General features: G+C 67.0%; 8 protein-coding genes. 5 read left to right on the top strand and 3 right to left on the bottom strand.

The window, feature by feature from the left end; genetic code table 11:
• Nucleotides 1-45: 45 nt before the first annotated feature.
• Nucleotides 46-6,015, top strand: coding sequence for a DUF7927 domain-containing protein (locus tag IEW87_RS00635; protein WP_188710396.1), 5,970 nt, complete (start codon nt 46-48; stop codon nt 6,013-6,015).
• Nucleotides 6,016-6,153: 138 nt separating this feature from the next.
• On the opposite strand, the gene IEW87_RS00630 is transcribed toward IEW87_RS00635, so the two are convergent.
• On the bottom strand, nt 6,154-6,732 hold the full coding sequence (locus IEW87_RS00630; protein WP_188710395.1) for a hypothetical protein: 579 nt from the start codon (nt 6,730-6,732) through the stop codon (nt 6,154-6,156).
• A gap of 80 nt (nt 6,733-6,812) precedes the next feature.
• Here IEW87_RS00630 and IEW87_RS00625 point away from each other — a divergent pair, with 80 nt between their 5' ends.
• Nucleotides 6,813-7,331 (top strand): adenine phosphoribosyltransferase, encoded by a 519-nt coding sequence (locus tag IEW87_RS00625; RefSeq protein WP_188710394.1) that lies wholly within the window; start codon nt 6,813-6,815, stop codon nt 7,329-7,331.
• 20 nt (nt 7,332-7,351) lie between these two features.
• On the opposite strand, the gene IEW87_RS00620 is transcribed toward IEW87_RS00625, so the two are convergent.
• Entirely contained in the window at nt 7,352-8,563 is a 1,212-nt protein-coding gene (locus IEW87_RS00620) for an ROK family protein (RefSeq protein ID WP_188710393.1), read from the bottom strand.
• 18 nt (nt 8,564-8,581) lie between these two features.
• Complete coding sequence (gene mmsA, locus IEW87_RS00615; RefSeq protein ID WP_188710392.1) at nt 8,582-10,108, bottom strand: multiple monosaccharide ABC transporter ATP-binding protein; 1,527 nt, start codon at nt 10,106-10,108, stop codon at nt 8,582-8,584.
• A gap of 177 nt (nt 10,109-10,285) precedes the next feature.
• On the opposite strand from mmsA (IEW87_RS00615), the gene chvE reads away from it, so the two are divergent.
• The 3 genes from chvE to mmsB all read left to right on the top strand — a co-directional run bounded on the left by chvE (nt 10,286) and on the right by mmsB (nt 14,321).
• Nucleotides 10,286-11,437 carry a multiple monosaccharide ABC transporter substrate-binding protein gene (gene chvE, locus IEW87_RS00610; RefSeq protein ID WP_188710391.1) on the top strand — a complete coding sequence of 384 codons (1,152 nt, stop codon included), beginning with the start codon at nt 10,286-10,288 and terminating at the stop codon, nt 11,435-11,437.
• A 113-nt stretch (nt 11,438-11,550) separates the two neighbouring features.
• A complete protein-coding gene (gene mmsA, locus IEW87_RS00605; RefSeq protein WP_188710390.1) occupies nt 11,551-13,101 on the top strand; it encodes a multiple monosaccharide ABC transporter ATP-binding protein in 1,551 nt (516 codons plus the stop codon).
• Nucleotides 13,098-14,321, top strand: a complete 1,224-nt coding sequence (gene mmsB, locus IEW87_RS00600) for a multiple monosaccharide ABC transporter permease (RefSeq protein WP_188710389.1) — start codon at nt 13,098-13,100, stop codon at nt 14,319-14,321. Before mmsA (IEW87_RS00605) ends, mmsB begins: the two co-directional genes overlap by 4 nt.
• The last annotated feature ends 118 nt before the right edge of the window (nt 14,322-14,439 follow it).

Genomic DNA, 14,439 nt, shown 5'->3' with positions numbered 1-14,439 from the left:
GCGTGGTGGTCGTCTTCGCCGAGAAATGGCGAACCCTCGAGGGACGTGCGACGCTCCGCACGACGACACACGGCGTTCGCACTTGCGCTCGGTCTCGTGATCCCTCTTCTCGGAACAGCGGTCGCCACTCCCGCGGCCGCCGCGCCGGGCGATGCGTTCGACCCGGCCGATCCGACGATCTTCATCTCCCAGGGCAGCACGACTCAGCTCTATCGCTCACTCGCGAACCCCGACGGAACGTTCTCTTTCACACCAGAAGGCGACGTTCAGGACGTCACGTACAACGGGATCGGGTACGACGAGGCCAGCGGGTACATCTACGCGATCGTGTCGGGCGGGAACGCTGAGATTCCCAGCGGTTCACTTGTGCGCGTCGGTCAGGAAGGTGTGATCGAGCGCGTCGGCAGCGAAACGTTCGTTGGGCCGTCCGGGGGGTCGAACTTCCAGGCGGGTGCCGTCGGTGACGACGGCTATTACTACATCATTCAACAGAACTCCAACGTCGCCTATCGCATCGACCTCGCGACCGGCGAAGGCGCGGGCGAAGTAGCACTGGCGGCGAGCTTCGCGGCGCCCGACTTCACGTTCGCGGCGGGGTTCGCCTGGGCTCTGAACCTCCAGGGTCAGCTCATCCGCGTGAACATGGCCGACGGCGGCCTGACGGTTTTTCCCGGCTCGATCGCTGAGCCCTCGAGCATCGGCTTCGGCGCGGGGTGGACGTTCGGAAACGGCAACCTCGGGTTCTCGGACAACGCCACTGGCGCGGTCTACCAGTTCGCGATCAGCGATGTCGCGGCGGCTCAGCCGACCGTAGAGCTGATCTCGGTCTCGGAGGGGCCCGCATCGTCGATCAATGACGGCACGATGGTTCCCGGCCTTCCCGTCGATCTCGCCGTGGAGAAGACCTCCGCAGCGACGCACCTCGTCGATGACCAGGTGCAGTACTCGATCACGGTGCGCAACCTGAGCGACGCGGCCTCGAGCGGATGGTCGGTCACCGACGTGATCCCCGAGGGTCTCGGCGAACCCGCCGTCGTCGAGGAGGTCTCGAACGCATACGACGAGGAGACGCGTCAGCTCACGGTGACGGGCGGCCGACTTGAGGGCGGTGCCGAGTACACGTTCACGATCGTGGCCGAGTCGAACCTCGCCGCTGGCGAGTGCACCGAGAACACCGCGACCGTGATCGGTAACGAACGCGATGATGTCGTCGACAACGACAGCGACACCGCCGAGACGTGTGCCATCGAGCCTGCGATCGATTTCGGTGACGCGCCGGAGTCGTACGGCACGCTGCGCACCGACGACGGTGCACGCCACCTCATCCCCGACTACGACGAGGACGCCCTGACGGCTCCCGTCATGCTCGGTGAGTCGATCGATGCTGAGGAAGACGGACAGCCGAGCCCCAACGCGGACGGTGACGGCGCGGACGAGGACGGTGTCGTCTTCAACCCGCAGCTCGGGTACGGCAACGCGGTGATCCGCACCGGAACCGACCCGGTGTCGCTCGCTGGCATCACGAACACCCTCGAGGTCACCGCGACCGCGGACGGGTTCGTGTCGGTGTGGGTCGACTGGGATCTCGACGGTACGTTCGGCAACGACGAGCGCGTCGTGAGCTCGGAGCCAGTGGCTGCCGGAGCGAACGAGCTGACGTTCGAGATGCGCGACAACCCGGATGACATCTCATCGATGGTCCGCGTGCGCTACAGCACGGATGCCGACGCGGTCGCCGCTCCCACCGGGCCTGCGCCCGACGGCGAGGTGGAGGACTACCGCGTGCTCGTCGAGCGCGTGCTGACGCCGAACGGGTGCACGGCTTCGGATACGGAGCACTACGCCTTCACTTTCAGCGATCCTGTCGAGCGAAGCGGCGACGGCGGCGCCGGCACGACGGCACTGTTCGGTGACGTCAGCGTCGTGAACGGGCAGGCTGTCGACATGTTCGTCGAGGTGCTCGACGGATGGACGAACGCCATCCGTCGCGGCAGCGGAGGGATCTTCGGCGAGGACGACGCGAACTGGCAGATTGAGGGCAACGCCTCGCTGCGCTACAGCTTCTTCGTCGCGGGCACCGAAGAGCCGATCGGTGTCAACGCCGCCTACACGGTGAGCGACATGGACACGGGCGAGATCGGGACCTTCGCCGCCGCAGACCTGGCGAGCTATGCCGTCACGGAGGGCAGCGCCGTTCAGATCACGGAAGAAGCTGGCGAGGTCCGTTTCCGCGGATCCGGCCAGTGGAACGGCAACCCGGAGAGCCGCTTCCAGATCGTGCTGGAGGACATCGCCACGTTCGAATCCGACTGGCAGGGCGGATCCAATTCCGGTTTCGGGTTCGACGGCGACGGCGACCTCGCGATCGAGCCGTCGTGTTTCGACTTCGGTGACGCGCCGGCTTCCTACGGCACGATGCTGGAGGACGACGGCGCTCGCCACGTCCTGACGTCGGGCCTCACGCTCGGCGATCTCATCGACTTCGATCCCGACGGGCAGCCGTCGGCGGACGCGAGGGGCGACGATGACAACCGCGCTGCGGACGAGGACGGCGTGACCGCTCCGATCGCCGTGTCGACGACGGGCACCACCGACGTCGACGTGACGGCCGTCAACAACACCGACGACGCGGCCACGATCGCCGCCTGGGTGGACCTCGACGGCAGCGGCACGTTCGATGACGGCGAGCTCGTCACCGCGGATGTGCCCGCAAACAGTGGCTCCGGGTCGTACACGCTGACGTTCGGCGAAGCCACGACGACCGAGGACACGTACGCGCGATTCCGGCTCTTCCCGACCGGTGTCACCGAGTTCCTTCCGACGGGCGAGGCCTCGGCCGGTGAAGTCGAGGACTACACCGTCGAGGTGGTTGACCGCGACATCGAGCTGACCAAGGAGTCTGACTTCTCGGACGCCTCGCGTCCTGGCGACACGGTCACGTACACGGTGACCGCGACCAACCCCGGCACGGATCCGTACACGGATGACACCCCCGCGGTGATCCTGGACGACCTGTCCGGTGTGCTCGACGATGCGACATTCGTCGACGGATCCATCGTCACGTCCATCGCGGGTGAGCCGGCCGATGTCGAGGCGACCTTCGACAGCGACTTCGAACTGCTCAGCTGGGTCGGCCCGCTTGGCGCCGGCGAGACGGTGACGATCGAATACCAGGTCGTGCTCGGATCGGACGGCAACAACACCGTGCGCAACACGGTGTGGCACGCGGAGGAGCCTCCGGGCGACGACCCGCCGACCACTCCGGAGTGCGAGCCGGGTGACCCCGACTGCGTCACGATCACGAATCTCCTTCCGGAGCTCGAGGTCGAGAAGTCCGCTGACTTCACGGAGCTGCCTCGCGTGGGCGAGACGGTGACCTACGAGGTCACGGCGACGAACGTCGGCCCCGGCGTCTACACGGACGAGGCACCCGCCGTGGTTCTGGACGACATGACCGACGTGCTCGACGACGCCACCTTCGTGGACGGCTCGATCACCACCAGCACCGGTGCCGACGCCGCGCTCGAGGACGGCCGCCTCAGCTGGGCGGGCGCTCTGGGCGTCGACGAGACGGTGACGATCACCTACCAGGTGACCTACACGGCCGAGGGCGATGCCATGCTCTCGAACGTCGCGTGGCAGCCGTTCGACCCCGAGAACCCGGGCGAGAAGCCGGTCTGCGACCCGCGCGATGCCGATGGTCGCGACCCGGTGACGGGCGAGCCCTGTGGCCTCGTCAACATCCCCGGTGGTCAGTACACGGTGACGAAGGACGTCGACCCCGAGGACGGCAGCACTGTCGTCGCAGGTCAGGAGCTGACGTACAGCATCACGTTCGACAGCACCGGATCCGCTCCCGCGGACATCGTGTCCTGGACGGACGACCTCTCGGGCGTGCTCGACGACGCGGAGCTCATCGTTGCTCCCGTCTCTTCCGACCCCGGGATGCTCGAGGTGACGGAGGTCGAGGACGGCCAGTTCTCGGTCAGCGGACTGCTGCCGAACGGTGAGTCGGCCACGGTGTCGTACACCGTGCGCGTGCTGCCCGACGGTGAGCGTGGCGACCACACGCTCGGCAACGTCGTCTTCCCGACGAACACCCCGCCCGGTGACGGCGATGTGTGCGATGAGGACGACCCGCTGTGCACGGTGAACTACGTGCCGGAAATCGTCGACGCGAAGTCGGTGGACCCGGACTCCGGATCCACGGTCGTCTCGGGTGATGAGCTGCAGTACACGCTGACGTTCACGAACAACGGAGCCGCTGCGGGCGATGTGGACCGGGTCGATGACCTGACGCACCTGCTCGACGACGCCGACGTGACGGTGCAGCCGTCCGCCTCGGACGACGCACTGGCGGTCTCGGAGATCGAGGATGGACGGTTCTCGATCGTCGGCGAGCTCGAGGCCGGACAGACGGTCACGGTGACGTACTCCGCGACGGTCAAGCCGGTCGACGAGATGGGCGACGCCGTGCTGGCGAACTTCCTGATGGGGCCGGACGGCGACACGCCTGAAGACCCGACGGTGTGCGAGCCGGGCGACGAGGACTGCACGACGAACCTCGCGCCGAGGATCATCGACGCGAAGTCAGTGGATCCGGAGTCGGGCACTGTCGTGCAGCCTGGTCAGGAGCTGACCTACACGCTGACGTTCCAGAACATCGGCGCCGCACCGGGTGACGTGGACCGGGTCGACGACCTGACTCACGTGCTCGACGACGCTGACGTCACCACCGCACCGGTGTCGTCGGATGAGGCGCTGGCGGTCTCGGAGATCGAGGACGGTCGCTTCTCGATCGTCGGCGAGCTCGAGCCCGGGCAGATGGTCACGGTCACCTACACGGTGACGGTGAAGCCGGCCGATGCCATGGGCGACACCGTTCTCGGCAACGTCCTCCTCGACCCCGACGAGGACACTCCGGAGGATCCGAGCGTGTGCGAGCCCGGCGACGAGGACTGCACCACGAACACCGCGCCGCGGCTTGAGGACTCCAAGTCCGTGAACCCGGCGACGGGAACGGCCGTGCAGCCTGGCCAGGAGCTGACCTACACGCTGACGTTCGAGAGCACCGGCAGCGCGCCGGTGGACGTGAACCGGGTCGACGACCTGACGCACGTGCTCGACGACGCCGACGTGACCGTCCAGCCGTCGGCTTCTGACGACGCCCTGAGCGTGTCGGAGATCGAGAACAACCGGTTCGCGATCACCGGCGAGCTGCAGCCGGGTCAGACGGTCACGGTGACCTACACCGTCGCCGTGAAGGCCGCTGACCAGCTCGGCGACAGCCAGCTGGCGAACTTCCTCATGGATCCCGAAGAGGAGCCGCCTGCGGAGCCCGTGTGCTCTGACGGAGAGGACTGCACCTCGAACGCCGTCTCGAACGTCTCGGTCTCCAAGACCGCCGACCCGGAGAATGGCATCGCGGTGGAGGACGGCCAGATCGTCACCTACACGCTCACGTTCGAGAACGAGGGCGAGGGATCGGCAGACATCTCGTACACCGACCACATGGCGGGCGTGCTGGATGACGCGGATCTCGTGCAGGAGCCGCAGTCGTCTGATGAGGCGCTCACGGCCTCGGAGGTGCGCGACGAGCAGTTCACGGTTTCGGGTGAGCTGGCGGGCCAGCAGGTGGTGACGGTGACGTATGCCGTCGAGGTGCGCGATTACGCCGAACAGGGCGACCACGTCCTCGGCAACGTCGTGACGGTCACCGGCGAGGAGCCGTCTGCCGAGTGCGAGGTCGGAAGCGACCACTGCACTCAGCACCCGACGGAGGAGCCGCCGGCACCGGAGGAGACTCCGGAGCCCGAGGAGACCCCGGCGCCGGAAGACACTCCGGCACCGGAGGACACCCCGGCACCGGAGGAGACTCCGGCTCCGGAGGACCCTCTGAACCCGACGGGTGAGGAACTGGCGCTCGGCCTCGGCGCGATCGCCGCACTGCTCCTCGCCGCCGGACTCGGCGCGGTCTTCATCGCCCGTCGCCGGAAGGAGCAGGTGGACGCCTGAGGCTTCGCGCGGTCGTGTCCTCATCCCCCATGAGGGCACGACCGCGCGAGGAGCACCCGCTGAGCGGACACCCCAACCTTCCACGAATGCACCGAAAAGCGACGCTTTTCGGTGCATTCGTGGAAGGTGAAGCGCCTGTCAGGCTGGCGGGAGGCGCAGCACGTTCGACTCGCCCACTTCGACGTCTTCGATCCAGCGCAGCGACCGCGCGAGGTCGTCGAGGTGGGGGAGGAAGAGGAGGAACCGCTCCTTGTCGGGCGACACCGCGTGCAGCGTGACGAGGTGACCGCCCGTCTCCCACGTGTACGTCGCGAAGGGCGTCCGTCCCTGTTGCGGCTGATCCATGACCAGCTTCTCGCCGACACCGAGGTAGGGGTTCGAGAAGTTCTCGGTGTCGTCGAACTCCATCGGCATCGACGCACGCGCCGCGCGCACGTTCGGGGTGAGTTCCTGCGCCTGCGCGAGCGCGGCCAGTGCCGACGGATCTTCCTTCCACGACCAGGCGAGGAAGCGCCCGTTCGCGTGCCGCAGGCCCGCCTTGATCGCGCGGGTCGCGATGAAGTTGATCACGCCGGATCCGGGCTGCCCGGGCACGACACCGGCGGTCGACGTGAGCATCCGGATCGCCGCCTTGCGGTGTCGGCCACCGGCGAGGCCGCGCCCGCGGATGGGGACCCAGCGGTCGGGATCGGCGTCGGCCTGCAGATGCGCGCTCATGCCGTCAATTCTCTCGCATCCCGCGGCTGGCCGTCTCGCGATCCCGGGATCCGTCCACGTCGCTCCGCTACGCTCGTCGCGTGACGATCCCCGACCTCGCATACGCCGAATCGCTCATCGCGGAGACGCCCGATTATCCCGAGCCCGGCGTGCTGTTCCGAGACATCTCGCCGTTGCTCGCCGATCCGCGCGCGATGCGCGCAACGTTCGAGGCTCTCGTCGAGCCATTCCGCGGCGAGTTCGACGTGGTGGGCGGGATCGAGGCACGTGGCTTCCTCCTCGCGGGCTATGTCGCCGCGGTGGAGGGCGTGGGGATGCTGCCGATTCGCAAGGCCGGCAAGCTGCCCAGGCCGGCGGCCGCCGTCAGCTACGCGCTCGAGTACGGCACGGCCACGATCGAGGCGCCCGGTGTGCTCTGGCCGGGTGCGCGCGTGCTTCTGGTCGACGACGTGCTCGCGACGGGCGGCACAATCGCCGCCGCGCGCGAGATCATCACGCAGCTCGGTGCAACGGTCGCCGGCGCCGCCGTGATCCTCGAGCTCGACGGCCTCGGCGGACGCGCCGTCGCCGGAGACCTCCACACCGTTTTCACGGCATAGCGTCACGACGACAGAGCCCCTCAACGCGACGGCGCGTGGGCAACCGGATCCGCGAGCAACCGCGCGAACGCGAGTTCAGCGGGCGCGATCTGCATGAGGCGCGAGCGCATCCGCGCCCGCTCGAGTCGCACCTGGCGCCCCTCGGCGCCCACCGGTTCGACGCGGACCGCGTCCGACAGCGTCTCCCGGCTCGTCGCCAAGAGCACACCGAGGTAACCGGACAGCACGACGACTTCGGGGGCGAAGGCGTTGACGAAGTTCGTCAGCGCCGTCGAAAGGATGCCGACCTGGCGGGTGAGCTCCGCGGTCACCCTCGGATCCTTCGCGACGCCGAGCTCGATGTCGATGTCGTCTTCGTCGAGCTTGCGGCGACCGAGCAACTTCATGATCGGCCCGGGGGAGACCTCGGCACCGAGACAGCCGCGACGCCCGCACGCGCAGCGCGCCCCCATCGGGTCGACGACGGTGTGGCCGAGCTCTCCCGCGAACCCCGACGTGCCGCGCAGGAGAGTTCCGTCGAAGACGAGTCCGCCGCCGATGCCGTTGAGTGAGCCGCCGAGATAGAGCATGTTGTCGACGCCGCGGCCGATGCCGAAGCGCGCCTCCGCCATTGCGCCGATGCTGGCGTCGTTTCCGACGGTGACCGGCATCTTCAGTGCATCCTCAAGACGGGCGCGGATGTTCTCGCGCTTCCATCCGAGGGGCGGCGCGAGTAGAACGGCGCCGGACTGGTCGACGAGACCGGGCACCGCGACCCCGGCACCGATGAGGCGGTAATGACGGTCGATGTCGGCACGCATGCCGTCGACGAGCGACGCCGTGATCTGCGCGAAGCGACGCGGGCTCGGCGCGCTCGCGAGGTCGTGCCGCACGCGCGAGTGCACGGATCCGCCGAGGCCGACGAGCGCGACCGTGATCGCGTCGGGTTCTACGCGGATACTCAGCGCCACGACGTCGTCGTCGGCCGCGACCCCCAGGGACGGACGACCGACGCGGCCCGTCGGCGTCGTCGACGCCTCGCACGCGACGCCGATCTCGATGAGCTCGGTGACCAGCCCCGTCACCGTCGAGCGGTTCAGTCCGGTTTCGGATCCGATGTCCGAACGCGAGAGCGCACCGTCGGTGTGCACGAGCGTGAGCACAGCCGACAGGTTCTGCTGGCGGACCTCCTCGTTCGTCGTCCGCCCCGTCGCGGCAACGCTCTTCCGCGACGGTCGTTCCGCCTCATGCATCTCGGTCAGCGCTCCGCATTACGCCCCGGCCGTCATGAGATGCATCAGGAGCTCCTGGTCGGCGTCCTCGCGGGCGACTTCGCCGGTCACCCGACCCTCCGACATCGTGTAGATGCGGTCGGAGAGACCGAGGATCTCGGGAAGCTCCGAGGAAATGACGATGATCGCCTTGCCCTGCGCCGCGAGCTCGTTGATGATGCCGTAGATCTCGTACTTCGCACCGACGTCGATGCCGCGTGTGGGCTCGTCGAGGAACAGCACATCCGGGTTGGCGAAGAGCCACTTCGACAGCACCACCTTCTGCTGGTTGCCGCCAGACAGGTCGCCCGTGATGGTGCGAACGCTCGGCGCCTTGATGTTCATCTTGTAACGGAAGGCGTCGGCGATCTTCCGCTCGCGCACGCGATCCACGAGCCCGCCGTGCGAGAGCCGCGTCAACGCCGCCGTCGAGACGTTCTCCTGGATATCGGCGACGAGGTTCAGGCCGTGCTGCTTGCGGTCTTCCGTCGCGTACGCGATGCCGTGGCGGATCGCTTGGTCGACGGTTCGCACGTCGATGCGGGTGCCGTCCTTGAAGGCGCGACCCGTGACAGCGGATCCGTACGAGCCGCCGAAGATGCTCATTGCGAGCTCGGTGCGTCCCGCGCCCATGAGGCCCGCGAACCCGACGATCTCGCCGGCGCGCACGGTGAAGGCCGCGTCGTCGACGACGATCCGCTCGGGATCCGTCGGATGGTGCACCGTCCAGCCCTCCACGCGGAACAGCTCGTCACCGATATCGGGATCGCGCGGCGGGAAGAGACTGTCGAGGTCGCGACCGACCATCGCACGGATGATGCGCCCTTCGTTCGTTTCGGGGTCGTCGCGCCGCATGGTTTCGATCGTCGCTCCGTCGCGGATCACCGTGATCCGGTCGGCGACGGAGAGCACCTCGCGAAGGCGGTGCGAGATGACGATGCAGGTGATGCCCTGGTCACGGAAGCCGCGCACGAGGTCGAGCAGGCGTTCCGAGTCGGATTCGCCGAGTGCCGCCGTCGGCTCGTCGAGGATGAGCACCTTGACGTCCTTCGCGAGTGCTTTGGCGATCTCGATGAGCTGCTGCTGGCCGACGCCGAGGTCGGACACCCGCGTTGCGGGATTCTCCTTCAGCCCGACGCGCTCCATCAGCTCGGCGGCCCGCAGGTGCGTCTGCCTCCAGTCGATGAGCCCGCGGCGGGTGATCTCGCTGCCGAGGTGGATGTTCTCGGCGATCGAGAGATGGGGAACGAGGGCGAGCTCCTGGTGGATGATCGCGATTCCGCGGGCCTCGCTGTCGCTCACGGAGCGAAACGAGACCCTCTCGCCGTCCATCTCGATCGAGCCGTCGAACGTCCCGGCCGGGTGCACGCCGCTGAGAACTTTCATCAGCGTCGACTTGCCCGCACCGTTCTCGCCGCAGATGGCATGCACCTCGCCAGGGGCGATCTCGAGCGACACATCCGAGAGGGCGATGACGCCGTGGAATCGCTTCGTAATCCGCTCGGTGCGAAGGATGGGCGCGGGCATGTAGACCGTTCTGCGTGCAGGTTCTCCGACACCGTATGTTACGGGAAAGTAATTTGTCCATAGGCCCGTCAATATGTATGGTTTCGTGTTGCGGGTCGCCGAGGCTGGTGGCCGCGAGGAGAGACATTCCCGCGATACCGCGCGAATGCACCACTTTCGACGAGGAGAGACACAGCGATGAAGCGAACTGGATTGCGGATTCTCGGCGCCACGGGCGTTGTCGCGCTCGGGCTGAGCATGGCTGCCTGCGCGAACGACGGCGGATCCGGCGGCAACGAGGGCGGCGGCGACGGCGGAGAGGGCGCGGCACAGGACCTCACGGTCGGCGTCGCGATGCCGAACGAGACCTACGAGCGCTGGGTGCAGGACGGCAACGCCGTCAAGGACCAGCTCGAGGAGGCCGGTTACGAGGTCGACCTGCAGTACGCGGCGGATGACATTCCCACGCAGCAGGAGCAGATCGAGCAGATGATCACGAACGGCGCGGACATCCTCATCGTCGCGTCGATCGACGGCACCGCGCTCGCGAACCAGCTCCAGGGGGCGGCCGATGAGGGGATCCCGGTCATCGCATACGACCGCCTCATCAACGACACCGAGGCCGTCGACTTCTACGTGACCTTCGACAACTACACGGTCGGCGTGCAGCAGGCGACCTCGCTGCTGACCGGCCTCGGCTACCTCGACGAGGAGGGCAACGAGACCGACCTCGACGAGACGAAGTACATCGAGCTGTTCGGCGGCGCTCCCATCGACAACAACTCGATGTTCTTCTACAACGGCGCGATCGACACCCTGCAGCCGTACATCGACGAGGGCCTGCTCGAGGTCCGTTCGGGTCAGACCTCGTTCGACCAGGTCAAGACCGACGACTGGGAAGGCGCAAACGCGCAGCAGCGCATGGATGACATCCTGACGCAGCATTACGGTGGCGGCACTGAGCAGCTCGACGGCGTCCTGGCGCCCGCTGACCCGCTCTCGCGCGGCATCATCAACTCGCTCACGCAGAACGGGTACCCGGAGACGCTCGAGGAGGGCCTTCCGGTTGTCACCGGCCAGGATGCCGAGGCCGCGACCGCGAAGCTGATCTCCGACGGTGTGCAGTACTCGACCATCTTCAAGGACACCCGCAAGCTCGCTGAGCAGGCCGCCGTGGCCGCGGTCGCCTACGCCGAGGGCGAGGAGCCGGAGCCGAACGACACCGAGTCGTACGACAACGGCGTCAAGGTCGTGCCGTCCTTCCTGCTCGAGTCGGACATCATCGTCGCCGACAACGTGCAGGAGCTCCTCATCGACAGCGGATACCTGTCGGAGGACGACCTCAGCTAGTCCGGACGTTCGCACTACCTCTCCCGCCGGGCCGGACGCTTCCGCGTCGGACCCGGTGGGCAGGGGTGGGGCGGCGGCGAGCGACGACGGACGAAACAGGAGAGGCAGCAGCAATGGCCGACGCGATCCTCGAGATGCGCGAGATCACCAAGAACTTCCCCGGCGTGAAGGTCCTCAAGAAGGTGAGCCTCACGGTCGAGCGCGGCGAAATCCACGCGATCTGCGGCGAGAACGGGGCCGGGAAGTCGACGCTGATGAAGGTGCTGTCGGGGGTCTACCCGCACGGATCCTTCGGCGGCGACATCGTGTTCGAAGGCGTCCCGCAGACCTACAACTCGATCACCGACTCCGAGGACGCCGGGATCGTCATCATCCACCAGGAGCTCGCGCTCGTCCCCTACCTGTCGGTGGCTGAGAACATCTTCCTCGGCAACGAGCGCACGGACGGCGGCCTGGTCAACTGGCACCGCACCAACGCGGAAGCCGCAACGTACCTGAGCCGCGTCGGGCTCGATGAGAACCCGACCACGCCCGTCGGCCAGCTCGGTGTCGGCAAGCAGCAACTCATCGAGATCGCCAAGGCGCTCACGAAGGACGTGAAGCTCCTGATCCTCGACGAGCCGACGGCGGCGCTCAACGACAACGACTCGGAGCACCTGCTGAACCTGCTCCGTCAGCTGCGCGACGAGGGCATCACGTGCATCATCATCAGCCACAAGCTCGGTGAGATCGAGGCGGTCGCCGACAAGACGACGATCATTCGCGACGGTGAGTCGATCGAGACGATCGACATGACCGACGACGACGCGACGCAGGACCGGATCATCCGCGGGATGGTCGGCCGCTCGCTCGACAAGCGCTTCCCCGATCGCACTCCGCACATCGGCGAGGAGATCTTCCGGATCGACAACTGGTCGGTCACCCACCCGACGCAGCCTGACCGGACCGTTGTCGACGACGCCTCGATCTCGGTGCACGCCGGCGAGATCGTCGGCATCGCAGGCCTGATGGGTGCGGGACGCACGGAGTTCATGATGAGCGTGTTCGGCCGCAGCTACGGCCGCGACGCGAAGGGCACGGTCACTTTGCACGGCCGCGAGGTCGACACCCGCTCGGTGAACGCCGCCATCGAGGCCGGCATCGCGTATGTCTCGGAGGACCGCAAGCATTACGGCCTCAACCTCATCAGCGACATCCGCACGAACATCTCGTCCGCGGCGCTTGGAAAGCTCGCCAACTGGGCGTCCTTCGTCAATGACAACGAGGAGATCAAGATCTCCGAGGAATACCGGCGCCGGATGAACATCAAGACGCCGACCGTGATGCAGACCGTGGGGAACCTCTCGGGCGGCAATCAGCAGAAGGTCGTCCTGTCCAAGTGGCTGTACTCGGATCCGGACGTCCTGATCCTCGACGAGCCGACGCGGGGGATCGACGTCGGTGCCAAGTACGAGATCTACGAGATCATCGGCGCGCTCGCCGCCGAGGGCAAGGCGATCATCGTGATCTCGAGCGAGCTGCCCGAGCTGCTTGGAACGTGCGACCGAATCTATTCGCTCGCCTACGGCCGGATCACCGGCGAGATGCCGACCGAGGCAGCTGACCAGGAGAAGCTCATGAACCTCATGACCATCGAGAACACCGAGAAGGAGGCCGCGGCATGAGCGGCGTGCTCGAAGACGCGAAAGATCTCTTCACCCGAAACCTGCGCACGTCCGGCATCTACATCGCCCTCGTCGCCCTTGTCATCCTCTTCACCATCCTGACGAACGGCACGCTGCTCGCGCCGCGCAACATCACGAATCTCGTGCTGCAGAACGCGCACATCCTCATCATGGTGCTCGGCATGCTCATGGTGATCGTCGCCGGGCACATCGACCTGTCGGTCGGATCCGTGCTCGCGTTCGCCTCGGCGGTATCGGCGTTCCTCGTGATCAAACAGGGCATGCCCTGGTGGGTCGGCCTCATCGCCGCCGTCGTGATCGGACTGATCGTCGGCGCGTGGCACGGCTTCTGGGTGGCGGTGGTCGGCATACCGGCGTTCATTGTGACGCTTGCCGGAATGCTGCTGTTCCGAGGTCTTACGGCGGTCGTGCTCGGCAACACGTCGCTGTCGCCGTTCCCTGCCGAGTACAAGGTCATCGCAAACGACTACGCTCACGGCCTGTTCGGAACGATCACCGTCGGGCAGGGCGAGGGCCTCAAGGCCGTGCCCGAGACCATCGACATCTTCACGCTGCTGATCGGCGTGGTCGCCCTCGCCGGTTTCGTCGTCATGCAGGTGCGCAGCCGTCGCGCTCGCGTCAGTTACGACCAGCACGTCGAAGCGATGCCGCTGTTCATCGTGAAGCTCGTCGTGGTCGCGGCCGTGGTGCTCGCGTTCACCTACGCGCTGTCGTACGACCGCGGCTTCCCGCTCGTGCTGATCGTGCTCGGCGTGCTGATCCTCGCCTACCAGCTCATCACCAACCGCACGGTTTTCGGCCGCCGCGTGTACGCGGTCGGCGGCAACCTCGCGGCGGCGAAGCTGAGCGGTGTCAACGTCATGAAGACGAACTTCTGGCTCTTCGTGCACATGGGCCTGCTCACGGGCATTGCCGCCGCCGTGTTCTCGGCCCGCTCGAACAACTCCTCGCCCGGCATGGGCGAGATGTTCGAGCTCGACGTCATCGCGGCCTGCTTCATCGGTGGCGCGTCGACCACGGGCGGCATCGGACGTGTGACCGGCGCTATCGTCGGTGGTCTCGTGATGGCCGTCATGTCGAACGGCATGTCCCTGATGGGCGTCGGTCAGTCGTGGCAGAACATCATCAAGGGCTGCGTGCTGCTCGTTGCCGTCGCCTTCGACATCTACAACAAGCGTCGCGCGGGCGCCTCGCGCTGACCCGTCACGACGAACGCCGCCGCCCGCCATTGGGTGGCGGCGTTCGTCATACCGGGGCGGATCCGATGACGCGCGGCTGGCGCGCGAGTACGGTGGGGAGCGTCTGGCCCGAGAACGA

Origin of the sequence: Microbacterium faecale, assembly GCF_014640975.1 — a bacterium.
GTDB classification, from domain to species: domain Bacteria; phylum Actinomycetota; class Actinomycetes; order Actinomycetales; family Microbacteriaceae; genus Microbacterium; species Microbacterium faecale.
Note: the sequence above shows the minus strand (reverse complement) of the source record. Positions and strands in the feature narration are given on the sequence as shown.

What these genes read in the sequence shown, in the direction of transcription:
- mmsB (WP_188710389.1), top strand. Translation starts at nt 13,098, where the DNA reads ATGAGCGGCGTGCTCGAAGACGCGAAAGATCTCTTCACCCGAAACCTG.
- mmsA (WP_188710392.1), bottom strand. Translation starts at nt 10,108, where the DNA reads ATGCCCGCGCCCATCCTTCGCACCGAGCGGATTACGAAGCGATTCCAC.
- chvE (WP_188710391.1), top strand. Translation starts at nt 10,286, where the DNA reads ATGAAGCGAACTGGATTGCGGATTCTCGGCGCCACGGGCGTTGTCGCG.
- mmsA (WP_188710390.1), top strand. Translation starts at nt 11,551, where the DNA reads ATGGCCGACGCGATCCTCGAGATGCGCGAGATCACCAAGAACTTCCCC.
- IEW87_RS00630 (WP_188710395.1), bottom strand. Translation starts at nt 6,732, where the DNA reads ATGAGCGCGCATCTGCAGGCCGACGCCGATCCCGACCGCTGGGTCCCC.
- IEW87_RS00620 (WP_188710393.1), bottom strand. Translation starts at nt 8,563, where the DNA reads ATGCATGAGGCGGAACGACCGTCGCGGAAGAGCGTTGCCGCGACGGGG.